At 63.2% G+C, this 23174-nt stretch carries 28 protein-coding genes; 10 read left to right on the top strand and 18 right to left on the bottom strand.

Annotated features, from left to right (window positions below; translation table 11 throughout):
- The first annotated feature begins 2 nt into the window (after positions 1-2).
- Both FHS92_RS10270 and fliP read left to right on the top strand, forming a co-directional pair.
- Positions 3-389 (top strand): flagellar biosynthetic protein FliO, encoded by a 387-nt coding sequence (locus FHS92_RS10270; protein WP_184080110.1) that lies wholly within the window; start codon positions 3-5, stop codon positions 387-389.
- Positions 382-1110 (top strand): flagellar type III secretion system pore protein FliP, encoded by a 729-nt coding sequence (fliP, locus tag FHS92_RS10265; protein WP_184080108.1) that lies wholly within the window; start codon positions 382-384, stop codon positions 1108-1110. Before FHS92_RS10270 ends, fliP begins: the two co-directional genes overlap by 8 nt.
- Here the strand turns inward: fliP and FHS92_RS10260 are convergent.
- From FHS92_RS10260 to motA, 11 genes are read right to left on the bottom strand one after another with little or no spacing between them, the layout of a single operon-like run.
- Positions 1107-1553 carry a hypothetical protein gene (locus FHS92_RS10260; RefSeq protein WP_184080107.1) on the bottom strand — a complete coding sequence of 149 codons (447 nt, stop codon included), beginning with the start codon at positions 1551-1553 and terminating at the stop codon, positions 1107-1109. The genes fliP and FHS92_RS10260 overlap by 4 nt on opposite strands.
- Positions 1553-2416, bottom strand: coding sequence for a flagellar motor protein MotB (locus tag FHS92_RS10255; RefSeq protein WP_184080105.1), 864 nt, complete (start codon positions 2414-2416; stop codon positions 1553-1555). Before FHS92_RS10255 ends, FHS92_RS10260 begins: the two co-directional genes overlap by 1 nt.
- The gene (locus tag FHS92_RS10250) at positions 2416-2724 is read right to left on the bottom strand and encodes a hypothetical protein (protein ID WP_184080103.1); all 309 of its coding nucleotides are present in this window, start codon (positions 2722-2724) and stop codon (positions 2416-2418) included. Before FHS92_RS10250 ends, FHS92_RS10255 begins: the two co-directional genes overlap by 1 nt.
- Positions 2725-2774: 50 nt before the next feature.
- Positions 2775-3335, bottom strand: coding sequence for a chemotaxis protein CheD (locus FHS92_RS10245; protein ID WP_184080101.1), 561 nt, complete (start codon positions 3333-3335; stop codon positions 2775-2777).
- A 2-nt stretch (positions 3336-3337) separates the two neighbouring features.
- Positions 3338-3727 carry a response regulator gene (locus tag FHS92_RS10240; protein WP_184080099.1) on the bottom strand — a complete coding sequence of 130 codons (390 nt, stop codon included), beginning with the start codon at positions 3725-3727 and terminating at the stop codon, positions 3338-3340.
- Positions 3727-4767, bottom strand: a complete 1041-nt coding sequence (locus FHS92_RS10235; RefSeq protein WP_184080098.1) for a protein-glutamate methylesterase/protein-glutamine glutaminase — start codon at positions 4765-4767, stop codon at positions 3727-3729. The genes FHS92_RS10240 and FHS92_RS10235 overlap by 1 nt, the downstream gene beginning before the upstream one ends.
- A 32-nt stretch (positions 4768-4799) precedes the next feature.
- A complete protein-coding gene (locus FHS92_RS10230; protein WP_184080096.1) occupies positions 4800-5300 on the bottom strand; it encodes a chemotaxis protein CheW in 501 nt (166 codons plus the stop codon).
- Positions 5297-7450, bottom strand: a complete 2154-nt coding sequence (locus tag FHS92_RS10225) for a chemotaxis protein CheA (protein WP_184080094.1) — start codon at positions 7448-7450, stop codon at positions 5297-5299. The genes FHS92_RS10230 and FHS92_RS10225 overlap by 4 nt, the downstream gene beginning before the upstream one ends.
- Positions 7441-7806, bottom strand: a complete 366-nt coding sequence (locus FHS92_RS10220; protein WP_184080092.1) for a response regulator — start codon at positions 7804-7806, stop codon at positions 7441-7443. Before FHS92_RS10220 ends, FHS92_RS10225 begins: the two co-directional genes overlap by 10 nt.
- The gene (locus tag FHS92_RS10215; RefSeq protein WP_246351898.1) at positions 7803-8078 is read right to left on the bottom strand and encodes an STAS domain-containing protein; all 276 of its coding nucleotides are present in this window, start codon (positions 8076-8078) and stop codon (positions 7803-7805) included. Before FHS92_RS10215 ends, FHS92_RS10220 begins: the two co-directional genes overlap by 4 nt.
- Before the next feature lie 28 nt (positions 8079-8106).
- A complete protein-coding gene (gene motA, locus FHS92_RS10210; protein ID WP_184080088.1) occupies positions 8107-8991 on the bottom strand; it encodes a flagellar motor stator protein MotA in 885 nt (294 codons plus the stop codon).
- Between the two features lie 179 nt (positions 8992-9170).
- Here motA and flaF point away from each other — a divergent pair, with 179 nt between their 5' ends.
- Both flaF and FHS92_RS10200 read left to right on the top strand, forming a co-directional pair.
- Complete coding sequence (gene flaF, locus FHS92_RS10205; RefSeq protein ID WP_184080086.1) at positions 9171-9521, top strand: flagellar biosynthesis regulator FlaF; 351 nt, start codon at positions 9171-9173, stop codon at positions 9519-9521.
- A gap of 187 nt (positions 9522-9708) precedes the next feature.
- Entirely contained in the window at positions 9709-10515 is an 807-nt protein-coding gene (locus FHS92_RS10200) for a response regulator transcription factor (protein WP_184080084.1), read from the top strand.
- 12 nt (positions 10516-10527) lie between these two features.
- On the opposite strand, the gene FHS92_RS10195 is transcribed toward FHS92_RS10200, so the two are convergent.
- The 4 genes from FHS92_RS10195 to FHS92_RS10180 form a co-directional block, all read right to left on the bottom strand.
- Positions 10528-10896: a hypothetical protein gene (locus FHS92_RS10195; protein ID WP_221230980.1), complete on the bottom strand. Its 369-nt coding sequence runs from the start codon at positions 10894-10896 to the stop codon at positions 10528-10530.
- Position 10897: 1 nt separating this feature from the next.
- Positions 10898-12064: a flavodoxin-dependent (E)-4-hydroxy-3-methylbut-2-enyl-diphosphate synthase gene (gene ispG, locus FHS92_RS10190; RefSeq protein ID WP_184080082.1), complete on the bottom strand. Its 1167-nt coding sequence runs from the start codon at positions 12062-12064 to the stop codon at positions 10898-10900.
- Positions 12065-12119: 55 nt separating this feature from the next.
- Entirely contained in the window at positions 12120-13415 is a 1296-nt protein-coding gene (locus tag FHS92_RS10185; protein ID WP_184080080.1) for an OmpP1/FadL family transporter, read from the bottom strand.
- A 144-nt stretch (positions 13416-13559) separates the two neighbouring features.
- Positions 13560-14462, bottom strand: a complete 903-nt coding sequence (locus FHS92_RS10180; protein ID WP_184080078.1) for an SMP-30/gluconolactonase/LRE family protein — start codon at positions 14460-14462, stop codon at positions 13560-13562.
- Positions 14463-14554: 92 nt separating this feature from the next.
- Between FHS92_RS10180 and FHS92_RS10175 the strand changes: the two genes are divergently transcribed.
- Positions 14555-15007, top strand: coding sequence for an acyl-CoA thioesterase (locus tag FHS92_RS10175; RefSeq protein WP_184080076.1), 453 nt, complete (start codon positions 14555-14557; stop codon positions 15005-15007).
- Positions 15008-15111: 104 nt separating this feature from the next.
- Complete coding sequence (locus FHS92_RS10170; protein ID WP_184080074.1) at positions 15112-15759, top strand: response regulator transcription factor; 648 nt, start codon at positions 15112-15114, stop codon at positions 15757-15759.
- Positions 15760-15769: 10 nt separating this feature from the next.
- On the opposite strand, the gene FHS92_RS10165 is transcribed toward FHS92_RS10170, so the two are convergent.
- Genes FHS92_RS10165 through FHS92_RS10155 form a run of 3 tightly spaced genes read right to left on the bottom strand, consistent with a single transcriptional unit; the run spans position 15770 to position 17887 of the window.
- Entirely contained in the window at positions 15770-16189 is a 420-nt protein-coding gene (locus FHS92_RS10165) for a DUF4345 domain-containing protein (protein WP_184080072.1), read from the bottom strand.
- Positions 16186-16653, bottom strand: coding sequence for a DUF2721 domain-containing protein (locus FHS92_RS10160; protein ID WP_184080070.1), 468 nt, complete (start codon positions 16651-16653; stop codon positions 16186-16188). Before FHS92_RS10160 ends, FHS92_RS10165 begins: the two co-directional genes overlap by 4 nt.
- A 22-nt stretch (positions 16654-16675) precedes the next feature.
- Complete coding sequence (locus tag FHS92_RS10155) at positions 16676-17887, bottom strand: LL-diaminopimelate aminotransferase (RefSeq protein ID WP_184080068.1); 1212 nt, start codon at positions 17885-17887, stop codon at positions 16676-16678.
- Positions 17888-18116: 229 nt separating this feature from the next.
- Here FHS92_RS10155 and FHS92_RS10150 point away from each other — a divergent pair, with 229 nt between their 5' ends.
- The 4 genes from FHS92_RS10150 (at position 18117) to FHS92_RS10135 (ending at position 23072) form a co-directional block, all read left to right on the top strand.
- Positions 18117-19847, top strand: coding sequence for a PHA/PHB synthase family protein (locus FHS92_RS10150; RefSeq protein WP_184080380.1), 1731 nt, complete (start codon positions 18117-18119; stop codon positions 19845-19847).
- Positions 19848-19856: 9 nt separating this feature from the next.
- The gene (locus FHS92_RS10145) at positions 19857-20813 is read left to right on the top strand and encodes a phasin family protein (RefSeq protein WP_246351897.1); all 957 of its coding nucleotides are present in this window, start codon (positions 19857-19859) and stop codon (positions 20811-20813) included.
- 204 nt (positions 20814-21017) lie between these two features.
- Positions 21018-21350 carry an ATP-dependent Clp protease adapter ClpS gene (clpS, locus tag FHS92_RS10140; protein WP_184080376.1) on the top strand — a complete coding sequence of 111 codons (333 nt, stop codon included), beginning with the start codon at positions 21018-21020 and terminating at the stop codon, positions 21348-21350.
- Positions 21351-21548: 198 nt separating this feature from the next.
- The gene (locus tag FHS92_RS10135) at positions 21549-23072 is read left to right on the top strand and encodes a M23 family metallopeptidase (protein ID WP_184080066.1); all 1524 of its coding nucleotides are present in this window, start codon (positions 21549-21551) and stop codon (positions 23070-23072) included.
- Positions 23073-23174 lie beyond the last annotated feature (102 nt).

Here is a 23174-nt window from a genome sequence, read left to right as displayed (position 1 = left end):
CGATGGACCTGATGCTCTTTGCCCGATCGATGGGCGGCTTGGGGGCGGTGCTCGCCCTGCTCGCTGCCGCCACGTGGATCGTGCGCCGCCACGACATCCGCCTGCCCGGCCGTGTGGGCCTAGCATCACGCGGACGCATTGGCGTGGTGGAGCGTGTGACCGTCGATGCAAAGCGCAGCCTGCTGCTGATCCGGCAGGACGGCACCGAGCACCTTTTGTTGCTCTCGCCGGAGGGTCATGTCGTCATCGGAGAGTCGGCCTCCTCGCCTGCCGAACGGCCCCGGCTAGACGGGTCCACCCGATCGGTCGACCAACCCGAGTTCCGCTTCGAGCCGTGGCTCGAACCAGCCAACGATCACCTGATCCTGCGCCGGACGGCCCATGCGTAGGGCTCTGCTCCTGCTCGCCGCCGCGCTGGCGCTGCTGTTGCCCGGCACCGCCGCCGCGCAGGGCATCAGTATCGATCTCGGCGGAAAGGGCGCGATGACCGGCCGCATCGTCCAGCTGGTTGCGATGATGACGGTGCTCAGCCTCGCGCCTGGCATATTGATGACGGTAACGTCCTTCACCCGGATCGTCGTCGCGCTGTCGCTGCTGCGCACCGGCATCGGCGCGCCGGGAGTACCGCCCAACCCGGTGATCATCAGCCTCGCGCTGTTCCTCTCCTTCTTTGTCATGCAACCGACTTTCGAAAAGGCATGGGATCAAGGGATTGCACCCTATTCCGCCGGGAAGATCGACGAGACCCAGGCGATGGGCCGGGCGTCGGCGCCCCTCCGACACTTCATGCTCACGCAAGTGCGCGACGCGGATCTGGCGCTTTTTATCGACCTGTCCGGAAAACCCGCGCCCGAACGCACGGCAACGCCAGTCAGCGTACTCGTCCCCGCCTTCATGATTTCCGAGCTGCGCCGCGCGTTCGAGATCGGCTTTCTCCTGCTGCTGCCCTTTCTGGTGATCGATCTCGCGGTTTCGGCGGTGCTGATGGCGATGGGTATGATGATGCTTCCGCCCACCAGTATCGCCCTGCCGATGAAGATCATCTTTTTCGTGCTGGTCGATGGCTGGTCGCTGGTGGCGGGATCGCTGGTCAAAAGTTTCGGTGCCTAGACGGGCTTTGCGCTCATCACCACGGCACGCTTCACCACGCCCTTGCCAAGCGCCTCAGTCGCAGCGTTCATCACCATGCGGCTGAACACATCCAGATCGGGCAGGATCTTCTGCTTCCCCGCCGCCATCGGTGTGCGATAGGCACGCAGATTGATCCCGTGGAGCAGCAGCGGCATCCGGGCCGTCACCTCGGCGCTTTTCTCTTCCTCCACTTCCAGCTGCACGTCGAAATTCGCATAGCCGGACAGGGACCCGTCACCCGTCACGATCGGAACGAGGATGGTGCCCGCGGAAACGAACACCGTCTCGACATCGGCAGGCTTGGCCGCGTGCGATGCGGCGGCGGGCGGCGGCGCCATGACCCGTGCCAGGCCATAGGCCGCACCCGCGCCGATCCCCGCGCCGAGCACGAGCAGCAGGATGAGGACGAGCAGCTTCTTCATCAGAACCGGAAACTCATATCGCTAGGCAGCGCGGATTTTTCCGCCAGCAGGACCACCGTAATCCGCCGATTCTCGGGTCGCGCCGGCTGGTCGGGATAGACCGGGCGGGTCGCGGCCATCGCCACCACCTGCGTAAAACGGTTGGCCGCGACGCCCCGCCCGACCAACGCATTGCGCGCGCTCAGCGCCCGCTCCCCCGACAGGCGCCAGTTGCTCTCGCTGTCGCCGCCGGTCGCATCGGTATGGCCTTCGACAGCGAGCGGAACCTGCAACGGCGCGATCTTTGCAGCGAGGCGCGAAAGGACGTTTAGTCCGTAGGCGTTGAGCGTCGAGGTCGCGCCCTTGAACATGGACTGCCGGTCGGTATCGGTCAGGCTGATGCGCAGCTGGTCGCTGCCCTGCTCGACGATCATGCTGGGGCGAGCCGCCGGGTCTTGCGGCACCGCATCCAGCGCGATTTTCAGTTCCTGCGCCAGCACACGCAGCGCAGCGCTGGGCACATCGGCACTTCCGCCTCGCGCAACGCCCTGCGATGTTGCGGTCATCGCCGGAACGCCGGTCGCATCGCGGCTGTCCGACTGGCTGCGCTGCGTATAGCCGCCCGTACCGGGTGCATCCGATGGCCCGGACGTCGAACCCGTCGCCTGTGGCGCGCTTGGCGGACCGGGCGTGAAATATTCGGCAAGGCCTTTCAGCTTCTCCTTGTCCGGATTGGAGATCAGCCACAGCAGCATGAAGAACGCCATCATCGCAGTCACAAAATCGGCATAGGCGACCTTCCACGCGCCGCCATGATGGCCGCCACCGACCACCTTCTTGACGCGCCGGATGACGATCGGGCGATCGCTGTTGTCGCTTGCCATCAGGGCAACCGAACATCGTCGGCGTTCTCTTCAAGCGCCGAACGCAAGCGTTCCTGCAGCGCCCCCAGCCGCACGAGGCTCAAGGCCTCTGCAGACTGCATCCCGTCTGAGAGCCGGTCGAGCAGGCAGGCGCTTTCCTCCACATGCTGCGTGAGCGCATCGAACAGCTGGAGGCTGCTCACATGATGGATGACAAAATTTTCGTCCAGGCACAGCCGCTCGGCGAGCCGTTCAAGCTGGCGGCGCAGGTCGCGTAGTTCGTTGGAGATGGCGGAACACAGCGGATAAACGGACGGGTGGAAGGGCATGGGTCACCGTACTTGCTGGGGAGAGAAAGAGGAGAAGCAGGCGGACCCGGTCACCGAAACAACTCCACGTCGCCATGGCTATATTCGTCCGGCATATCCGACCCCTGCATCTGGACCTGCGGGGCTGCGGACGGGCGCGGCGGTGGCGCAAATCGCTCCTCAATGGTGCTGGTGTGCACCGTCCCGTCCCACGGCCGGAACTCCACCTTGCGGGGCAGGATACCGCCCAGCGCGCAATGGCCAATCGCGATGCCTTCCGTGCCCAAAAAACGCAGAGCGAATTCGCCATTGGCCGTGCCGATCTTACCGAATGCCGGGACGACATTCGCGCCCCCAAAGACGTGCGCGCGCAGCCGGTGCCGCGCGGCTCCTTTCTGCATCATCGCATTGATCAGCAGCTCCATCGCGTGCAAGCCATAGCGGTGCCTGTCTTCGGGACGGACCCTGTGCTGTGGTTCGGGCTCGCCCAGCAGGAAATGATTCATGCCGCCGAGCTTTGCTTCCGCATCGTGGAGGCATACGGCGATACACGAGCCCAGCAGGGTGGTGATGATCGTGTCGGGATCATCGGCGATGGCATGTTGGCCTTGGACGATGGCGATGCGCTGCATGGTCAGGTCAGCTCACCGAAGACGCGCTCGATCTTTTCCTTGAGAGCGGCAGGCGCGAAGGGTTTGACGACATAATTGTTGACGCCCAGCTCCGCGGCCTTTTGCACGACCGACTTTTCCGAGGAGCCGGTCAGCATGATGAACACCGTCTTGCCGATCACCGGATCGCTCCGCACCGCCTGGAGAAATGCCAGTCCATCCATGTCCGGCATGTTGTAGTCGGAGATGATGAGGTGCACCCGGTCGGCCTTGACCGAAGGGAGTGCCTCGACCGCGCTCGGTTTGTCCCGAACGTCGCGGAAGCCGAGATCCTGCAACGTGCGGCGGATCATCGCGCGCATGCTGGTCTGGTCGTCGACGACCATCACCTTGATTGCCGAGGCAGCGGGCATCAGTTCACCCTCATGGTTTCGCAGCAGGCGCGGATGATCGCCATTGGCATCGCGGCAAGATCGATTTCCTGTTCGACCCCACCCCGCTGCAAGGCGGATTTGGGCATACCGTAGATGACACAGCTTTCAGCGCTCTGGCCGAAGGTCGTAGCCCCGGCCTGTCGCATCGCAAAGAGACCCTCCGCACCATCCTGCCCCATGCCGGTCAGGATTATGCCGATGGCCCGGCTTCCCAGCGCGGCGCAGCTCTCGAAGAGCCTGTCGACGGACGGCCGATGCCCACTCACCGGAGCGTCGGCGACAAGGCGCAGGCAACCGTTGCGGCCACCACTCAGCGTCATATGGGCTTCGCTGCCCGGCGCGATATAGGCGGTCCCCGACTGGAGCGGGTCGCCGTCCTTCGCTTCCACCACACGCATCGCGCAAAGCTTGTCGAGCCGCGCGGCAAAGCCTGGCGTAAACAGGCCCGGCATGTGCTGGACGATCAGAATCGGCGGCACCTGCGCGGGCAAGGCGGAAAGCAGCGCGAACAGCGCCTCCACGCCGCCGGTGGACGCGCCGATGGCGATCACCCGGTCGAGGGCCATCGGCGGCCCGCTAGCGGACGGATGCCGGGGGCTGTGATCGATCGGCCGTATGGTCGAACGCGCCGCTGCCTTGACTGTCTCGCACAATTGCGGCGCAGTACCCAGAACTGCCGCCGGACCACCGGTAGGCTTGGCGATGCAATCGACCGCGCCCAACCGCATTGCCTCGATCGTTATGTCCGCACCGCGCGCCGTCAGTGTCGAGCACATGACGACCGGCATCGGCCGCAGCCGCATGATCTTTTCCAGAAATTCGATCCCGTTCATCCCCGGCATCTCGACATCGAGCGTCAGGACATCGGGGTTGAGATCCTTGATCATCTGCCGCGCCTTTGCCGGTTCGGCCGCTACACCGACGACTTCGATGTCGGGATCGGACGATAGGATCGTCCTCAGCACCGCGCGCATCGACGGGCTGTCGTCGACGATCAGGGTGCGGACGCGACGTTTCATGGACGGTTCCGGAGCGAAGGCGCATTGTGCGTTCACGCAGCGGCATCCAGATCGCGCGTCAGGCTCAACGCGGCGACATCAATCAGCGAAACCATGACGCCGCGGTCGTCCGTCTTGGTCCCGGTGTCGCTGTTGCGGTCAAACACGCGGACCAGCCCGTAAATCATCGAGGTATCGGCACCATCGAGCGCGGGCGGCGGCTGGACGTCGGCGGTACTGATCGACACGATGTCGTTCATTTCGTCCACAAGAAAGCCCGCCTGCTTGCCGTCGAGATTGACGACGAGGATGCAGGATCGCGCGTGCGTCACGCTTGGTGGCCAGCCCAGCCGCTCAGCCAGGCCCACCACCGGCACGACATTGCCGCGCAGGTTCGTAACGCCGCGCACATAGGATGGCACACCTGGCAGGGGCGTCGGCTCCTCCCACTCGCGGATCTCGACCAGCGCCGTCATCGCTATGCCGAACATCTGCCCGGAGAGAGAGAAAGTGACGAATTTCAGATCCTGCGCCGCTGGGGCTTCCTGTGTCATGCTGCCACTCCTTTCAGGGTAAATTTGCTGCCGCCCGCGGCCTGCGCCGAGGACACAAGGGCATCGATGTCGAGGATCAGGGCGATCGAGCCGTCGCCCAATATCGTGGCTCCGCTCAGGCCGCTGATCGGGTAGAGATGCTGGTCAAGGCTTTTGACCACCAGTTCCCGGCGATCGTCGATGCTGTCGACCATCAAGCCAATGCAGCCCGCGATCTCGCTTTCGACGATGATGACCAGCGACTCTTCCGGGCTCCTGCGGTCGTTGGCGTGCAGGCCGAACAGATCGCTGACACGGCACACCGGCACATAGTTGCCGCGCAGATCGATCACTTCGGAACGCGGAGACAGCGCCTTGACCTGCCCCGGCTGCGGGCTGATTGATTCGATGACATGGCTGAGCGGCACGACATAACGCTGCCCGGCCAATTGCACGATCATGCCGTCGAGGATCGCGAGCGTCAGCGGCAGCACCATTGTGAAGCTGGTGCCCTGCCCCGGTGTGGAGAAAATATCGATCCGCCCGCCCAGTGCCTCGACATTGGTGCGCACAACATCCATGCCGACGCCACGTCCGGAGATGTTGGAAATCGTCTCCGCCGTGGAAAAGCCCGGCGCGCAGATCAGATTGTCGATCTCGTCGTCGCTCAGCGACGCATCCGCGCCGATGATGCCTTTTTCGATGGCCTTCTGGCGGACCCTTTCCCGATCTATGCCACGCCCGTCATCGCTCACCCGGATGACGATACGGGCGCCCTTTTGCTCCGCGGACAACCGGACGGTGCCGATGGGATTCTTCCCCGCCGCAGCCCGCTCGTCCGGACTTTCGAGGCCGTGGTCGATGGCGTTGCGGATCATATGGGTCAGTGGCTCGCCGATCTTCTCGATCACGCTCTTGTCGACCTCGGTGGTCTCCCCCTGCACCTCCAGATTGACCTGCTTTTCGGTCGTTGCGCACAGCTCGCGCACAATCCGGGGCACACGCGAAAACGCCTGCCGGATCGGCTGGGCGCGCAGCGACATGACATTGTCCTGGATCTCTCGGGTCAGGCGCCCGAGCTGCGGCAGTTCGACCTTCTCATGCTCTTCGGGCGGCAGACGGTCGGTCAGGATCGAGTTGCGGATGACGAGTTCGCCGACAAGGTTCAGCAGCATGTCGAGGCGGGTGACGTCAATGCGGATCGTCTGCGACGCGGTCTCGGCGGCCTTGATGTCCGCTGTCGACGTCCCGCCGGTCCGCGCGGCGGGATCGGCATCGGACACAAGATGCAGTCCCGTCGAGCCAGCCGGATCGGCCTCCACCGCATCCGACCTGTCCGGCGTTTCAGGCACATTCCGCCGATATTCCACCCGGCTGTCCGGGGCGACAAAATCGAAACATTCCTCGATTTCGGACTGGTCGACCGCGCCGGAGATGGTCAGCGTCCATCCGATATAGGATTGTTCCGGATCGAGCTCGCGCAGTGGCGGCAGCGTATCCGCATCGGCAGCCACGACGCTGGCGCCCATCCGCTCCAGCTCGCGAATCAGCAGCAGCGGTTCCGCGCCGTTCGCCATGGCCGCGCGGGAGGGCGAAAAGGTAATGATCCAGGGCCGGTCGTCCGCTTCCCTGTCGGCCAGCGCAGCCGCATCGGGGTCGGCTCCGTCGGGCGTGTCAAAGTCAAGGCTGGTGGCGACGACGGGCACAAACCCGAAGTCGTCGGCTTCGGGCGCAACGGCCGCCGTGCGATCCGCCTCGGCGATGGGAGCATCGCGCCCAGCCGCTTCGAGTAAGCTATCCAGCATCGTTCGCGCCTGATGGTCATCGGGCATGTCGCACCGGCCGATGGCCGCGTTGACATGATCGGCCAGCACATCGAATGCCGCCAGCAGCCGCTGGCCGATCTCGGCGTTCGCGGGGATGTCGCCCGCCCGCACCTTGTCGAGCACATTCTCGAACGCGTGCGAAAAGGCGAGCAACGCGTCATGGCCGAACGCCCCGGCGCCACCCTTGATGGAGTGCACCGCACGAAACACACCGGCAATCACATCCTGTGAGGCATCGCCTGACGCCATTGCTGACAGTCCGGCTTCGGCCGTCGCCAGACCCTCCGTGCATTCTTCGAAGAAAATTGCCTGGATCTCGTCGAGTTCATTGTTGCTCATGGACATACCCGGCGGATCGCCGCTCCCAATTTCTCGGCATCAAACGGCTTGGTGATCCACCCGGTCGCCCCTGCAGACCGCGCCCGCGTTTTCTTTTCTTCGGAAAATTCCGTGGACAGGACGAGGATCGGCGTTCCGCGAAAGCGGGGCAGCGCGCGCACCGCCTCGATCAGCTCGAACCCGTCCATGTGCGGCATGTTGATATCGGTGATGAGCAGGTCGGGATCGACCTCCTGCATCCGGGCAAGGCCGTGGACGCCATCCTCTGCGCCCTCGATGTCATAGCCCTGCGCAGTCAGAGAAACCCTGAGTAGCATCCGCATGCTCGCCGAATCATCGACCGTCAGTATGCGCTTGCTCATGGCGCGATCTCCTCTGCCGTCGACAAGCCGAGCAATTCGCCAAAGCCCAGGCGCGCGATCCGGGCCACCAGTTCAGGCCGCATGTTCTCGATGACAAAGGGTAAACCGAGACGTGCCGCCTCCCGCTGCGCGGCGATCAGGAGCTGGAGCGCCGCCTGGCCCACAGTTTCGGTTTCCGAGGCATCGATGAAGATCGCCTCGTCGTGATCCGCCGCGAGCACCAGCCGCGCGCGCAAATCCTCGGCCAGTACCGTGGTCACGTTTGCGGGCATGATTATCCGCCCGTCCGGACCGGCATCATCAAGCGGGTTGAGCATTGAGTCCATTTTTCGCCTCATCAAGTGCTGCTTCGAGTGTCTGGAAACTGGGGGCGTGGCTGGCGGGCGTCATGCGCCGGGCGATCTCGACGGCAACCTGCACCGGCAGGTTCTGCGCGTATCCGACGATCGCCGTTTTCACGAGATTATAGGGCTTGGAATCCGCTTCCACGGTCTGGAGCAGCTTCGACGCGAGCGGCCCGACGATGCAGTAGGAGAGGAGCACACCCATGAACGTACCGACCAGCGCTCCACCGATCATGCCGCCAAGGATTTCTACGGGCTGGTCGATCGAGCCCATCGTCTTGATGACGCCGAGCACAGCCGCGACGATGCCGATGGCAGGCAGGCCATCCGCCATGGTTTGCAGGGCATGCTGCGGCTCCAGCTCTTCGTGATGATGCCGGTCGATGTCGGCTTCCATCGCTTCGGAGATCTGGTTCGGATCCTCGAAATTCACCGTCATCATGCGCAGATAGTCGCAGAGAAACTCCACAAGATGATGATCGGCGAGGATAGCGGGAAATCGGCTGAACAGGCTGCTTTCATGCGGATTGTCGAGATGCGGTTCGAGCGCGGTCGCACCGCTCTTCCGGAACAAGGTTAGGAGCTGGAACAGCAGCGTCAGCAAGTCCAGATAGCCGTTATCCTTCCAGCGTGGCCCTTTGAACGAGCGCATCAGGCCTTTGCCCGCAAGCTTCACGGTGTGCATGGAATTGCTGACGATGAACGCGCCCAAAGCCGCGCCGCCGATTGCCATCATCTCATGGGGAAGCGCGTGGAGAATGATCTCCAGCTTGCCGCCAGCCATCACATAGCTGCCGAACACGCACACAAGAATGATTAGGAAACCCACACCGTTCAGCATTCGGATTGTCCGTCAGAAATATGGCTAACGCTCAAGCCAATTATAGGACGGATGCGGCCCGGCGCGCGGTTGCCGCCAAGAAATGTCACACACGGGCGCGGCGGAGATCAAAGGCCGTTCTATGATAGGCAAAGGATCAAAATCGGCGCGTAGGACCACGCCGGGCCGCAGGAGGCACAATGAGCGTATCGGCCTATAAGCGCGCGCAAGTGGCGACGGAACATCCTCGCGATACCGAACATCGACTGCTCAGCCAGGTGACTGGCGCGATGATCGACGCACAGCAACGCGGCGAACAGGGGCGTGCCCTTGCCGATATTCTGCACTGGAACCGCGAAATCTGGCAGACCTTTGGAGCGATCTGCGGCGACAGCGCCAACCGGCTGCCGCCCCCTCTGCGTGCGGGCATTATCTCCCTCTCCTTATGGGTCGACCGTCACAGCAGTGAGGTCATTGCGGAACGCGAAGGGATCGAAGATCTCATCGCCGTCAATCGCATGATCATGGAGGGTCTGGCGGGCCATTCCTGAGCGAGCGACGCAACATGATCCGAAAGGGAGATATTTTACCCGTCAATCCCGCGACCCAGAGCGCACAGGCTACGGACTTTCGCCAAAACGGGTCAATCTCGGGCGCATTCGGGGCGGCCTACCGTTTAAAAAGACCCTCTGCTGACGTCCGGACATCCGGACCCTGCGCTCCGGGGGGGAGTCTACGATGAGCTTCGACACAAAAAAGGGCGATGAACTCTTTGGACGGCAAAAGCCCATCGGCATCTTCGAATCGCACCACCTGACCGATGACCGGCCCAATGCCCCAGCAATCCTGCGGCATTCCCTCAACGAGCGGCTGTCTGCCCCGCTCGCCCTGTGGTCGCCGGAGGCAGACCGCCTTTCATCCGCCGACCGGGCGTCGCTGGGACTCAGCTACATTTATATCCTCGACGGCAATGTACAGACGCGGGGCGCTCTCCACGCGCTGATGTGCAATCGTTATAATACCGTCGTGATGGCGTATGGCTGCGCGGACGAATTTCTGGCGCAATGCTCCGAACTGGACCCGGGCTGTGTTGTCATCCGCGATGAGGGCGCACCCGGCGGGACGGCGTCTCGCATACGGGCGCTCAAGCGCGACGGGCGGTTTCGCTGCGTCGTACTGGCGAACCATCCCGAGATCAGCATTGCGATCGAAGTCATGAAGGCAGGTGCAATCGATTATATTGCGCAAGCCGATGACCCCGTGCAGCTCATGATGACGGTCGACGAGGCGCTGGGGAAGGTCCGTCAGGGTCTGGCGGCGACGGCGGCGCTTGATCGCGCCCGCTCACAACTTGCCCGACTGTCGACGCGGGAGCGGGAAGTGCTGATCGGTCTGGTGGAGGGAAAATCCAACAAGATGATTGCCATCGCGCTCGACATCAGTCCGCGGACTGTAGAGATCTACCGCGCCCATCTGATGGAAAAGCTTGGCACGCATACACTGTCCGAGACCCTTCGCATCGCGTTCCTGGCGGGCATCGGATAGCGGACGAGCGCCTTATCGAGCAGTATGCGACTCCGCGGGATCAGATTGCCGACCGATGTCGAGCTGATCGATCCGGAGCCGGTCGACCACCAGTTCGCCGACGTGCAGCCGGTCCATGGCCCCGTCCCGCGCGCGAAGGCTGCGCACCGAAAGTCGGCCGATGGCCAAGCGACCGATCGCCAGCGCCCCGATGGCGATGGCACCCATTGCCAGAGCGCCCAGAGCCACAGCCCCGATCGCGCCCGCTCCCATGGCCCCCGATCCCATTGCACCCGCACCCGCGGCGACGGTGGGTACCGCCACAGAGCGCCCCGCTGCCGGAGGGACGCCGCCGCTTTCAAGGACCGCTTCGTCGGCGGGACGGACTTCTCGGGTTGTCACTCTATTCCGCAGCGACCGCACTGGCCTTGCCCGCGTCGCTGCTCTCGCCTTCCAGCTTAGCCGCCTCGATTTCCGCCGCCTTGGCCTCCACCAGACTAACGATATGATCGATCATCCCAGCATCCTGCACATGATGGTCGGTCACGCCCGACAGGTAAACCATGTGCTTGCCGTTGCCGCCGCCGGTAATGCCAATATCCGTCTCGCGTGCTTCGCCCGGTCCGTTGACTACGCAGCCCAGCACGGAAAGCGAAATGGGCGTGCGGATATGCTGGAGTCGCTCCTCCAGTGCCTGCACCGTGCGGATCACATCGAACCCCTGCCGCGCGCAGCTGGGGCACGAGACGACCCGCACCCCCCGCGTGCGCAGCCCCAGCGACTTGAGGATGTCGAACCCGACGCGCACCTCCTGCTCCGGCTCCGCCGAGAGAGAGACACGGATCGTATCGCCGATGCCCGCCCAGAGCAGGTTGCCGATGCCGATCGCGCTTCGGACCGTGCCGCCGATCAGGCCGCCCGCTTCCGTGATGCCCAGATGCAGCGGGCAATCGACGGCGTCGGCGAGCTGCATGTAAGCGGCAACCGCCAGAAAGACGTCGCTGGCCTTTACCGCAACCTTATAATCGTGGAAGTCCTGATCCTGCAGCAGCTTGATATGGTCGAGCGCGCTTTCGACCAGCGCATCGGGGCAGGGTTCGCCATATTTTTCGAGCAAATCCTTTTCGAGGCTGCCCCCGTTCACGCCGATGCGGATTGCGCAGCCATTGGCCTTGGCAGCGTCGACCACTTCCTTGACGCGCGCCGCGCTGCCGATGTTGCCGGGGTTGATGCGCAGACAGGCGGCTCCCGCATCGGCCGCCTCGAGCGCGCGCTTGTAGTGGAAATGAATGTCGGCGATGATCGGCACGCGCGCGGCCCGGACGATCTGCCGAAGGGCGGCGGTGGATTCCTCATCCGGACAGGACACGCGGATCAGGTCCGCGCCCGCCTCTTCGCAACGGCGGATCTGGTCGATCGTCGCGCGTGCGTCGGACGTCGGCGTGTTGGTCATCGTCTGCACGGTGATCGGCGCGTCGCCGCCGACCGCAACGTCGCCGACCATGATCTGGCGGCTCTTGCGACGCGTGATGTCACGCCAGGGGCGCAAACCGGGATTATGTTCGGACATGAAGATACGGCTCCGGGGAAGGCATAGGCTTCCCTATAGCCGTTCTTTTCCTTCGCTAAAAGCGTGCCGTGACCGATGTGGCCAGCATATCGACATTCCCGCTGACGTGGGACGACGTCCGGATGGACAGCCCGGGCGCGAAGGTGTCGCTGCGCGCAAAATTCCCCGAGCGAATGAAGACATGCGCATAGGAGGCATTGAGCGTGAGGCGCGGCGACAATGCATAGCTCAACCCGCCGCTTGCCCAGATACGATCGCCATCGGGCACGCGCGTGCTGAACAGCGCCGTGTTGGTCGGTGTTTCATCGAACATCGCGCCCGCACGCAGGGTCAGCGCGTCGCTGACCTTGTGGTCGGCGCCCAACGAGACGCTCCAGCTATCCTTGTACCGGAGAGCCTTGGTGAGCGATGATCGACCTGCCGGTTGTAGGCGGATCTCCTTGAACACCGACCAGTTATGCCAGCGCGCCGTCGCCATCAGCGTCGTGCGTTGACCGAGCGGCAGGGCGACACTCGCCGTAGCGCTGCCGGGCAACTCCAGCGGTGCCCGCAGGCTGGTGCTGGTGTTGGCTATGGCGAGCGGTCCAGTCAGACCGGTGATGGCGAAATTGCCCTTCAGCTCATGCCGAATGCCCGACCGGTAATGCAGGCCGACACGCGCCTGACCCAATTTTGCCAGCAGTCCGGCGTTCCAACCCACCGAAACGTCGTCACCCTTGGCACGCAACAGGCCGTCAGGCGTAGCGGTATAATTGGGCAGGGCGTTGGTCAGTATGACCTTCGCATATTGCACATCCAGCCCGCCACCGACCGAAACGCTGTCACTGATTTGGTACGCGAGGCTCGGCGCAGCATCGAGTGTGAACAGGTTGGAATGAATCGAATCGTAACGGCCAAAATAATCGGACGGGTAGGTCAGCTTGAGCCCGAAAGGCGCGTTGACCGCCAGTCCGGCCCAGAGACGCGATCCCAGCTTCTTGCTGGCGTGCAAAGTCGGTACCGGCACGACAGACGCGAACGGACTGGTGCCATCGCCGCCGGTGAGGGCCGTCGTGGTCGTTACCCCGGCAGACGTCACGCTGCGCGTGCTTCCACGATTATGCTGTGCCGATTGCACGAACAGGGCCGTCGCGCCCGACGTGATCTGAAATCCGTCCAGCTCGGTCATCCCCGCAGGATTATAAAACACCGTGGATGGATCGTCCGCCGCCGCCGCGCCGCCCGAAAAGGCACGCCCGATTTCCCGCTGCGATTGTTCCGCGAGCATGAAGCCGCCCGCCCTCGCGGGAACCGAAGCAGCCTGGCTCGCCACGAACAGACCACCCAGCGCAACGACGCGCTTCCACTCCATTGTTCTTCTCCCCCACAGGATCCCCAGCACGGCGCAGCCCGCGCGGCGGTGCTTAGCGCACCGTGCCTCATGCGCCAAGATAGTTAACGATTCGGTCCGCAATGCGCCGAATCGAGAGCGCAGTGCGTCAATTAGGCACCAACTTTAAGGCCGGAGGACCGGCGCCGTGCGAACGAAATCGGCCTCCGCCACGCCTGGGACGTCCACCCGAAAGCGGAAGATCGCCCCGGCAAGAGGCTCTGCAGCAAGCCGGGCCGCGTCAAGCCCCGCGCGCGCCGTAGTGACATAGGCCGTCCGCCGGTCCTCATCCCCGAATGCGATCATCGTGGGGCGACTGACCGGAAGCGTGACCTCCTGAACGATGGCGCCCTCCGGCGAAATCCGCACGACACGTCCCCCGTCGAACAGCGCTGACCAATAATAGCCTGCCTCATCATAGCTTCCGCCATCGGGCCGCCCCTTTCCTTGCGGAAACTGGTGAAGGACGCGGTGGTCGGAAAGCGTGGCGGTGTCGGGATCATAGCGATAGACACGCAGCATGTGGCTGGGCGTATCCGTGTGACAGAAGTGCGCGCCATCTCCCCCGAAAGCCGCGCCGTTGCAGGTCAGCATGCCCCCCTCGGCTTCCTCGAGAGCGCCATCGCCATAGAGGCAGTAAAGCGCGGCATCATTCTGCCTTTTCGCGGTATTGACGCTGCCGATCCAGAAGCGCCCCCTGATGTCCGTGCGGCCGTCGTTGAATCGCCGGTCCGGGTCGCCCGCGAAGATCTGCGGACCGAATGGCACCGGCTCCGCATCCCAGCGTTCCAGCCAGGCGCACCCGTCCTTCATCCCCAGTATCAGGCCGCCACCCGCGACAAACGCCAGGCATCCCAGTTGCTGCGCGAATATCCGCTTTTCGTCCCGACCGGTCGCGGGATCGAAGCGATGCAGTGCGCATTCCGGGATGTCGACCCAATACAGGCGACGCTCCGCCTCGTGCCACCGGGGGCTCTCCCCCAGAGTGGCGTGGGCGTCCAGGGCCACTTCGATCTGTGTCATATTCATCGCACGCTCTGCTTTTATGGTGGGTGGAGTTGTATCTCGTTGCCGACAAATTAGGATGGGGTCACCTTAGCCAATAGTTTCTAAGAGGATCGATGGCAAAACCCGAACCCTGGCGGCAGGACGCCACTGCCTATCCCGTTATAACAACGGTTCCGTTGCGATATTCCGATCTCGACACGATGGGCCATGTCAACAACGTCGCCATGGCGAGCATTTTCGAGACCGCCCGCGTTCACCTGCATCATCTTCTGGGGCAGCATCCGGTGGATCTCGGCACACGCTGGCTGGTGGCGGCCGTCTACATCAACTATCTGCGCGAAGCCCATCCGCCGCAGGATATGATCGTCCGCAGCGCTATCGGTCACATTGGCCATAGCAGCTGGACATTGTTCCACGCCGCGTTTCAGAACGATGTCTGCGTGGCGACGGGCGACACGGTGATGGTCGTGCATGGCCCCAAGGACACGCGTGTCATCAGTCCGGAACTGCGCGCCATCATGGATACCTACAAACCGACCATCGCGGCGGCGCAGGACGCACGCTAGCCGATCGCTTGCCTGCGGGCACCCGGTTGGCCGTTGACGGGTCATTAACCAAATCTTGGGGACTCGCGCCTTATTCTGCCGAAAGACGGAATGAGGCGATCATCATGCTCTGGACCACACGATCGGGCAATTCGAAGATGGAAACGGCGCGGCCCGCAAGGGTTGGCGCGGAGGGCAGCACACCCGGCGCGCTGGGCATGATGCGTCGCCTGCGCCTTCTGGTGGTGGACGAAGATGCAGCCGCCCTGTCAGCCATCGGCAAGCGTCTTTCGCATATGGGCTACGACGCTACCCTGGCCGAAAACGGCTTTACCGCTGTCAGCATGTTGCTGGCGCAGCAATTCGACCTGATCCTTGTCGACATGGGCATGCGCATGCTGTCGGGAACCGAAACGATCCGCAAGATGCTGGCGTCCGGTCTACTGTCGGGTGCGCCGGTCATGGCCATTTCCGGCGCGAGTTCGAACGTGGGCGCCGTAGAGTCGCTGGGCGCGGGCGCCGATGATCATATCGTCAAGCCGTTTGATTTCGATACCCTCGACGTGCGTATGCGCCATTCGATCGCGCGGGCGCGTCAGATGGCGGAGCTGGAACGGTACAACGAGACGCTCGATGCCCGCATCGCGCGCCGCGCTGTCGAGCTGGGGGAAGTCAAGGCCGAGCTGGAGGAAACGCAGGTCGAGCGCCAGCGCCTCCTCACCTCCCTTCAGCACCTGCAGGACGAGGTCGAACGCCTGCGCATGGAGCACTGAGCGGCTGGCATCACCCCTGCCAGCGTAGTGCGAACCGCCACTGCCACAGCATCAACAGCGGCACGACACCAAGTTCCATTGCCAGGCCGAACATATGGCCCCCGGTCGGCGCGCCGACACTCACCAGCGACCATAAACGCGCCAATCCGCCCAGCACCACGAATCCGCCCAGCACCACGAAGCCGCCCAGCATACGGAACCGCGGACCTTTCGTTTCAATCGCGGGAACGCAGGACAGGAACGCCAGTCCCACCCCCAGAAAGATGCCACTCAGGTAGCGAAAATGGCTGTCGAGGTCGACCGGAACATCCTGCACGCCCTTCAGCCAGTACGGCCCCAGCCACACGCCCCGGCTCCCTGTGAACAATGGCACTCCGCATGCCGCCAGTACGACAATCTGGAGCATCCGTCGTTCCCAACGCGCGATCATGGTTCGCGCGCCCCGTGACCGAGCACTTCATTGCGAATGTGCAGCGTCCGCGAAGCAAGATGAATTTCCCGGATGAAGGTCGCAAACCCGCCGGACAGCAAAATCATCGCCAGCATGAACAGCAACGCGATCGGCGTGCCCATATGCACGTCGAACAATTCCGCCGCGAACAGCAGGATGACCACTCCGCAGATAGTCGCCCCGCTCGCCGCAGCCATGAAAATGGCCGTGTTCACGACCGTCATGCGTACGTCGAGCGTGTCCAGCTCACGGACAAGGCCGGAATGCTCGCGGCCCTGTGTCACCAGCAGCATGCGCTGGACGGCGCGGGAGCGATCGATCACCCGCGCCAACCGTCCCGTGCAGACATTGAGGAACGTGCCGATCGCCGCGAGCAGGAACACCGGCGCCAGCGCGAGCTGGATCGTCTGAGCGACTTGCGCGGCCTGGGGGGCGGTGAGCATGCCTGGATCTAGCCCCGAACCCTCATCCCGCCGCCTTTTGCCCGGCGACATTCACACCCTTGCTTTGCAGGAACCGCTTGACGTTGCGGGCCGCCTGCCGCAGCCGCTGCTCGTTCTCGACGAGCGCGATGCGCACGAAGCCTTCGCCATCTTCGCCATATCCCACGCCGGGCGCGACCGCGACCTTGGCTTCGGTGAGCAGCTGCTTGGAAAATTCCAGGCTGCCCATGTCCTTGAGAGCAGGCGGCAGCGGTGCCCATGCAAACATGGACGCGCGTGGTGAGGGAATATCCCACCCCGCCCGGCTGAAGCTTTCGACCAGCACGTCGCGACGCTTGTGATAGAGCTCGCGGTTCTTTTGCACGATATCCTGCGGCCCGTTGAGCGCCGCGCACGCGGCCGCCTGAATGGGCGTGAACGCGCCGTAATCCAGGTAGCTCTTCACCCGCGTGAGCGCCGCGATCAGCTTTTGGTTGCCGACCGCGAACCCGATGCGCCAGCCCGCCATCGAATAGGTCTTGGACAGCGACGTGAACTCCACGGCCACATCCTTCGCACCCTTCACCTGCAGAATGGAGGGGGTCGGATTCCCGTCATAATAGAGCTCCGAATAGGCGAGGTCGCTCAGCACCCACACCTGATTCTGCTTTGCCCACGCCACCAGCCGCTCATAGAAGGCCAGATCGACAGTCTCGGCGGTCGGGTTCGACGGATAGCCGACGACCAGCACGCTGGGGCGCGGCACGGTGAACGCCATCGCCCGGTCAAGCGCGCGCCAATAGTTCTCGTCGGGTGTCGTCGGCACCGATCGAATGGTCGCGCCGGCGATAATGAACCCGAAGGTGTGAATGGGATAGCTGGGGTTGGGCGCCAGCACCACATCGCCCGGTGCGGTGATCGCGGTAGCGAGGCTCGCCAGCCCCTCTTTCGATCCCATGGTCACGACCACTTCGGTTTCCGGATCGACCTCGACCCCGAAACGGCGGGCATAATAATTGGCCTGCGCCCGGCGAAGACCGGGGATACCCTTCGACGCGGAATAGCCATGGGCGTCGGGCTTGGTTGCGACCTCGACCAGCTTGTCGATCACATGCTGGGGAGGCGGCAGGTCCGGATTGCCCATACCCAAATCGATAATATCCTCACCCGCCGCACGCGCCGCCGCCCGCATCGCATTGACTTCAGCGATGACGTAGGGAGGAAGGCGTTTCATGCGGTAGAATTCTTCAGACATTATCGGAGACTTTCGTCGGTTGCGGGTTGAGCCATCATTTCGTCGTGATCCGGCGGAATAATGGGCCGTTATCCCCGTCGGGGGTTTTCCACGGCTGTCCAGCGCTATATACCCGCAGCCAGCCACTGGCCAGCAAAAGCGCGACTTTGCTTTCCGATGGGCAATCGAACGGCAGGAGATCCTATTGGCCGACCAAGACAGCAACGCTCCTTTGGCAACCCTTTCCGCCATGCCGACCCTGGAGCAGATGCAGCAATGGACCAATACGCTGGGGCGCGCGCAGCAGCTTGTCCTGGAACATGCTGCCAATCTGGCGACCCGGACGGACACGCCCCCGGCCCCGGCGATCACTCCTGAATTGTTGTTCGAGCCGGAAACCTTTGCCCGCGTCCAGGCGGATTTCGCGAAGGACAGTCTGGCGCTGTGGGAACGCTTTGCCGAAGCGGCCGGCCAGCCCGCGCCCGCTCCGGAAGGGTCGGTCGCCGGCCGCAAGGACCGCCGCTTTGCCGATCCGCAATGGCAATCGCATCCCTTCTTCGACATGATGCGGCAGAGCTATCTGCTCGTCTCCGATTATCTTCTTCGCCTCACGGACACGGTCGACGGGGTCGATCCCAAGCACAAGCAGCAACTGCGTTTTGCGATGCAGGGAGTGGTCGATGCCCTTTCCCCTAGCAATTTTCCGATCACGAACCCGCAGGTCATCCAGAAGACGATCGAAACCAATGGCGAAAACCTTGTTAGCGGGCTTCGGCACATGCTGGCCGATATGGACAAGGGCCAGCTCACCCATACCGATGGCTCCGCCTTTACCGTCGGCGTCAATCTCGCCGCGACCCCGGGCAAGGTCGTCTACGAAACACCGCTCTATCAGCTGATCCAGTACGAGCCGACCACCAAGAAGGTGCTGGAAACACCGCTCATCATTTTCCCGCCATGGATCAACCGTTTCTACATCCTCGATCTCGCTCCGCACAAAAGCTTCGTCAAATGGGCGGTGGACCAAGGGCTGACCGTCTTCATGGTTTCCTGGAAATCGGCGGACGCCAGCATGAAGGATCTGGTGTGGGACGATTATATCCTGCGCGGCCTGATCGACGCAATCGACCGGGTGCGCGAGCTGTTGGACGTCGAGAGTGTCCATAGCATCGGCTATTGCGTGGCGGGTACGACGCTCGCGGCGACGCTCGCCCTGCTTGCGGCGCGGGGCGAGGCGGACAAGGTCAGGAGCGCGACCTTCTTCACGGCACAGGTGGATTTTCGCGAAGCGGGCGACCTTGGCATGTTGATCGACGATGAGGTGTTGAAACTGGTCGACCAGCTGTCGGCGCCGGGCTATCTCGACGGGCGCTATATGGCGGCGACCTTCAACATGCTGCGCGGGCGTGACCTGATCTGGAATTATGTCGTCGACAATTATCTGCTCGGCAAGGACTATGCCCCGTTCGACCTGTTGTACTGGAACGGGGACACGACCAACCTGCCCGCCAGATGGCACCGCGCGTATCTGACCGACCTTTACCGTGACAATCTGCTGGCGACGCCAGGCGGCGTGCAGATCGATGGCACACCAATCGAGCTGCATCGGGTCAAGACCCCCAGCTATGTGCAGGCGGGCCGCGAGGACCATATCGCACCGCCGAAGAGCGTCTGGAAAATCACCGAGCATTTCACCGGGCCACTGCGTTTTGTGCTTGCAGGATCGGGGCATATCGCAGGGGTTATCAATCCCCCCGGGTCGGGCAAATATCAGTATTGGACAGCAGACAAGGCCGCCGTGTCTCTCGAAGAATTTACCCGAATCGCACGGGAGACCCCTGGCAGCTGGTGGCCGGACTGGATCGACTGGATTCAGGACTTTACAGATCCGAAAGTGCCCGCCAAGCATGCGCGGCGGCCGGGCAAGGGCAGCATGCCCGCGATCGAGGACGCACCGGGGCGCTACGTAAAAAGCCGCTAATCCGCGCGATTGCCGCATCCTCGCCGTGGCTTAAACAGGATATTCGCCGACCTTTTCGCGCGGTTCCATAACCGCGTCGATATTATTTTGCTGCACCGCACAATAACCCTTGCAAATATGCCTAATATGCATTATTGTGCACTGCAACAAATGATGAGGGTTGGGAAGATGGTCGACGTACCCAAAAAGCGTGGGCGGCCCGCTGGCGTCAAATCAGTGCCCGCGAAGAGCCCGACGGTTCCGGTCGGAACGCCAAAAGCCACTCCGGCTGGCAAAGCCGTCGCAGCGCCAAAACCGGTCGCGCCGCGCAAGGCCGCTGTCGCGCCCGTTCCCGCACCCCTTCCGGTGGCGGTGGTGAAGCCGGTGGTGGCTGCGCCCGTCCCTGCCGAGCCAATCCCGGCTCTGGTGCCGAAGCCGGTGCCCGACATAACAAAAACCAAAAGTGAATCCGTAACGCAAACAGAATTGGCGGCTACGCCGATGGATTTGGAAGGAACGAAACTAATGAACGAGATACTCGAAAATTCGAAGAAATTTGCCGAGGACGCCAAGGTCCGCTTTCAGGGCGCGTTCTCAGAAATGAGCGAGAAGGCGAAGGCTGGCGTCGAGAAGTCGACCAAAGCCGTTGAAGAATTTGGCGACCTTGCCAAGGGCAATGTCGAAGCGCTGGTCGAATCCGGCAAGATCGCGGCCAAGGGCATCGAGACGATGGGCCAGGACGCCGCCGAATACAGCCGCATGACCTTTGAAAAGGCGACCGCCGCGATGAAGAGCATCGCTCAGGTCAAGACCCCGGCCGAATTCTTCCAGCTGCAGAGCGAACTGCTGTCGAGCACTTTCGACGCCTTTGCCAAGGAAACCGCGAAGAACAGCGAAGCGCTGATCAAACTCGCCGGTGACGTGGCCCAGCCGCTCAGCACCCGCGTGTCGATCGTCACTGAAAAGGTAAAGTCGCTCGCCGCCTGATCGACCGTGCGATAATCCATTCCCGCGAAGGCGGCCTTTCGAACTTCGGAGGGCCGCCTTTTGCATGTCCGCGCCCGGCACGATGAACGGTGCGGTGTCACGATACGGATGGCAATCGTGCCCCCTTGCCCATCGGCGCGTCCGACGCCATATTCGCGCTCTATGGAATCTCTTTCACGCCTTCCGCAGGACCCTCGTGTCCGCATGGCCGACCGCAAGAATGACGAAGGCGGCCCCGGTGGCCCCGGCGTCGGCGTCGCCACCCGCACGCGCACGCGCACCAAGAAGCCGTCGCTCTACAAGGTGCTGATGCTGAACGACGATTACACGCCGATGGAATTCGTGGTTCATGTCCTTCAGCGGTTTTTCAAGATGGACATGGAAGAAGCCACCCGCGTGATGCTCCACGTCCACCAGCGCGGCGTCGGTATCTGCGGCATCTTCAGCTACGAAGTCGCAGAAACCAAGGTCAACCAGGTCATGGACTTCGCCCGCCAGAACCAGCACCCCCTTCAGTGCACGCTGGAGAAGGCGTAGCGGTGAGCTGAAGGTCTGTTCGCGCCCGCTGGCGAATGAGCACGATTGCCGATCAGCCGCCCAAAACCCGCGATAAACTGCGGAACTCCGCAAAAACTCCCTCTCAAATTAATTTGACTTTAACCCCGATCCTTCACAGAAAGTGGCGCAACTGCCGCGTGTTGCGTGGCGGAATAGAGGATCCCGGGGGGTCGCGGGTTGTTTCAGAAGGCTGAATTTGGGCAGGGCGGCGCCGGTGCCGTATTGTGGCTGGCGCGTTCCCAGCCCAGCGTTCCACCGCGCCGCGTTGCAGTCGACTGGCGGGACCGCGTCAAATATTGGGCGGAAGACGTCAACCTCGTCCCCGACCTCGGGCATAATCTCGGCAGCCTCACCTGGTTCCGCGGCCTGGCAACCTGCGCGGCCCTGTGCTTCGTCGCGATCAAGCTGACGCCGGATTTCGGTGCGCTTCCGGCTGCACCGCTCGCCGTGCCTTCGCCTTCCGATTATGAGGAAATCCGCTCGCAGATGGTAACGCCGCTGGCGCTGGGTGCGGACAGCGGTCGACATATGGCGCCGACCGACGCGGTCGCGCCCTTGCCCCAGACACCCGAGCGCCCCACACTCACCCTCAACGCCGCGATCGGTGCGGGGGACAGCTTCGCGCATGCGCTTTCCCGCGCGGGCGTGAGCAGCAACGACATTGAAGATGTACTCGCGCGCGTCGGCAGCGACGTAAGCGCAGGCAGCCTGACACCGGGCACGCGGCTCAACATCACGCTCGGCCGACGCGCCAACCGCAACGTGCCGCGCCCGCTCGACGCGCTGGATTTCCGCGCGCGGCTCGATCTCGCCATCGCGTTGCGCCGGGTGGACGGCGTGCTGCAGATCACGCGCACGCCAATCCGCATCGACGACACGCCCCTGCGCATTCGCGGCACGGTGAGCGACAGCCTGTACCGCGCAGCGCGCGCGGCGGGCGCGACTCCCGCAACGATTCAGACCTATCTGCGTGTGATTGCGCAGCAAATCTCGCTCGACCGGATTGGCCCCGGCGACCGCTTCGACATTGTCGTCGCCAACCGCCGTGCCGAAACGGGCGAGAGCGAGGTCGGCGAGCTGCTCTACGGCGGATTGCGGATGGAGGGCGGCAAGACGCTCGACATGCTCAAATGGACGAGCGACGGGCGCAGCCAGTGGTTCGAGGCTTCGGGCGTGGGCGCGCGGCGCGAAGGCATGGGCGCGCCGGTCTCTGGCCACCTGACGTCCAGCTTCGGCATGCGCTTCCACCCGATCCTGGGATATAGCCGCATGCACGCGGGCGTCGATTTCGGCGCACCCTATGGCGCGCCGATCTACGCGGTGAACGACGGCGTCGTCGCCTATGCCGGACGGCATGGCGGCCATGGCAATTTCGTGAAGCTTGCCCATGGCGGCGGGCTCGGCACTGGCTATGCACATATGAGCCGGATCGTCGCTTATGCGGGCGAGCGCGTGCGGCGGGGGCAGGTGATCGGCTATGTCGGGTCGACCGGCCTGTCGACCGGGCCGCATCTCCACTTCGAGGTGTATCGCAACGGCGCGACGGTTAATCCGCAGTCGGTCCGCTTTATGCAGACCGCGCAGATTACGGGCCGCGAACTGATGGCTTTCCGGGCGCGGCTGGCGCAACTCAAGTCGCTGTCGAACGGCCCGGCTGTCGCGGTCATCCCGGCGAGCGCGCTGAAAATCGCGAGCCGGTAAGCCCGGCTTGATCCCCTGCCACCCTCCTATCTTTTCATAGTTGCATCGTTTTGGCCAAAAACCGGTTCCCACTTTTTGGCCCGATGCTCTAAAGCAGGGCGA

Origin of the sequence: Sphingobium subterraneum (genome assembly GCF_014199435.1) — a bacterium.
Lineage (GTDB): Bacteria > Pseudomonadota > Alphaproteobacteria > Sphingomonadales > Sphingomonadaceae > Sphingobium > Sphingobium subterraneum.
The sequence above is the reverse complement of the archived record's forward strand: the minus strand, read 5'-3'. Positions and strand labels throughout refer to the sequence as shown.

Excerpts from the sequence above, each read along its gene's own strand:
- ispG (WP_184080082.1), bottom strand. The coding sequence starts at position 12,064 with ATGTCCGAACATAATCCCGGTTTGCGCCCCTGGCGTGACATCACGCGT.
- fliP (WP_184080108.1), top strand. The coding sequence starts at position 382 with ATGCGTAGGGCTCTGCTCCTGCTCGCCGCCGCGCTGGCGCTGCTGTTG.
- FHS92_RS10175 (WP_184080076.1), top strand. The coding sequence starts at position 14,555 with ATGGCAAAACCCGAACCCTGGCGGCAGGACGCCACTGCCTATCCCGTT.
- flaF (WP_184080086.1), top strand. The coding sequence starts at position 9,171 with ATGAGCGTATCGGCCTATAAGCGCGCGCAAGTGGCGACGGAACATCCT.
- FHS92_RS10215 (WP_246351898.1), bottom strand. The coding sequence starts at position 8,078 with ATGCCCGCAAACGTGACCACGGTACTGGCCGAGGATTTGCGCGCGCGG.
- FHS92_RS10260 (WP_184080107.1), bottom strand. The coding sequence starts at position 1,553 with ATGAAGAAGCTGCTCGTCCTCATCCTGCTGCTCGTGCTCGGCGCGGGG.
- FHS92_RS10255 (WP_184080105.1), bottom strand. The coding sequence starts at position 2,416 with ATGGCAAGCGACAACAGCGATCGCCCGATCGTCATCCGGCGCGTCAAG.
- FHS92_RS10155 (WP_184080068.1), bottom strand. The coding sequence starts at position 17,887 with ATGTCTGAAGAATTCTACCGCATGAAACGCCTTCCTCCCTACGTCATC.
- motA (WP_184080088.1), bottom strand. The coding sequence starts at position 8,991 with ATGCTGAACGGTGTGGGTTTCCTAATCATTCTTGTGTGCGTGTTCGGC.
- FHS92_RS10225 (WP_184080094.1), bottom strand. The coding sequence starts at position 7,450 with ATGTCCATGAGCAACAATGAACTCGACGAGATCCAGGCAATTTTCTTC.
- FHS92_RS10230 (WP_184080096.1), bottom strand. The coding sequence starts at position 5,300 with ATGACACAGGAAGCCCCAGCGGCGCAGGATCTGAAATTCGTCACTTTC.
- FHS92_RS10150 (WP_184080380.1), top strand. The coding sequence starts at position 18,117 with ATGCCGACCCTGGAGCAGATGCAGCAATGGACCAATACGCTGGGGCGC.
- clpS (WP_184080376.1), top strand. The coding sequence starts at position 21,018 with ATGGCCGACCGCAAGAATGACGAAGGCGGCCCCGGTGGCCCCGGCGTC.
- FHS92_RS10250 (WP_184080103.1), bottom strand. The coding sequence starts at position 2,724 with ATGCCCTTCCACCCGTCCGTTTATCCGCTGTGTTCCGCCATCTCCAAC.
- FHS92_RS10240 (WP_184080099.1), bottom strand. The coding sequence starts at position 3,727 with ATGCCCGCTGCCTCGGCAATCAAGGTGATGGTCGTCGACGACCAGACC.
- FHS92_RS10160 (WP_184080070.1), bottom strand. The coding sequence starts at position 16,653 with ATGCTCACCGCCCCCCAGGCCGCGCAAGTCGCTCAGACGATCCAGCTC.
- FHS92_RS10170 (WP_184080074.1), top strand. The coding sequence starts at position 15,112 with ATGCTCTGGACCACACGATCGGGCAATTCGAAGATGGAAACGGCGCGG.
- FHS92_RS10180 (WP_184080078.1), bottom strand. The coding sequence starts at position 14,462 with ATGAATATGACACAGATCGAAGTGGCCCTGGACGCCCACGCCACTCTG.
- FHS92_RS10165 (WP_184080072.1), bottom strand. The coding sequence starts at position 16,189 with ATGATCGCGCGTTGGGAACGACGGATGCTCCAGATTGTCGTACTGGCG.
- FHS92_RS10235 (WP_184080098.1), bottom strand. The coding sequence starts at position 4,767 with ATGAAACGTCGCGTCCGCACCCTGATCGTCGACGACAGCCCGTCGATG.
- FHS92_RS10245 (WP_184080101.1), bottom strand. The coding sequence starts at position 3,335 with ATGCAGCGCATCGCCATCGTCCAAGGCCAACATGCCATCGCCGATGAT.
- FHS92_RS10220 (WP_184080092.1), bottom strand. The coding sequence starts at position 7,806 with ATGAGCAAGCGCATACTGACGGTCGATGATTCGGCGAGCATGCGGATG.
- FHS92_RS10270 (WP_184080110.1), top strand. The coding sequence starts at position 3 with ATGGACCTGATGCTCTTTGCCCGATCGATGGGCGGCTTGGGGGCGGTG.
- FHS92_RS10185 (WP_184080080.1), bottom strand. The coding sequence starts at position 13,415 with ATGGAGTGGAAGCGCGTCGTTGCGCTGGGTGGTCTGTTCGTGGCGAGC.
- FHS92_RS10200 (WP_184080084.1), top strand. The coding sequence starts at position 9,709 with ATGAGCTTCGACACAAAAAAGGGCGATGAACTCTTTGGACGGCAAAAG.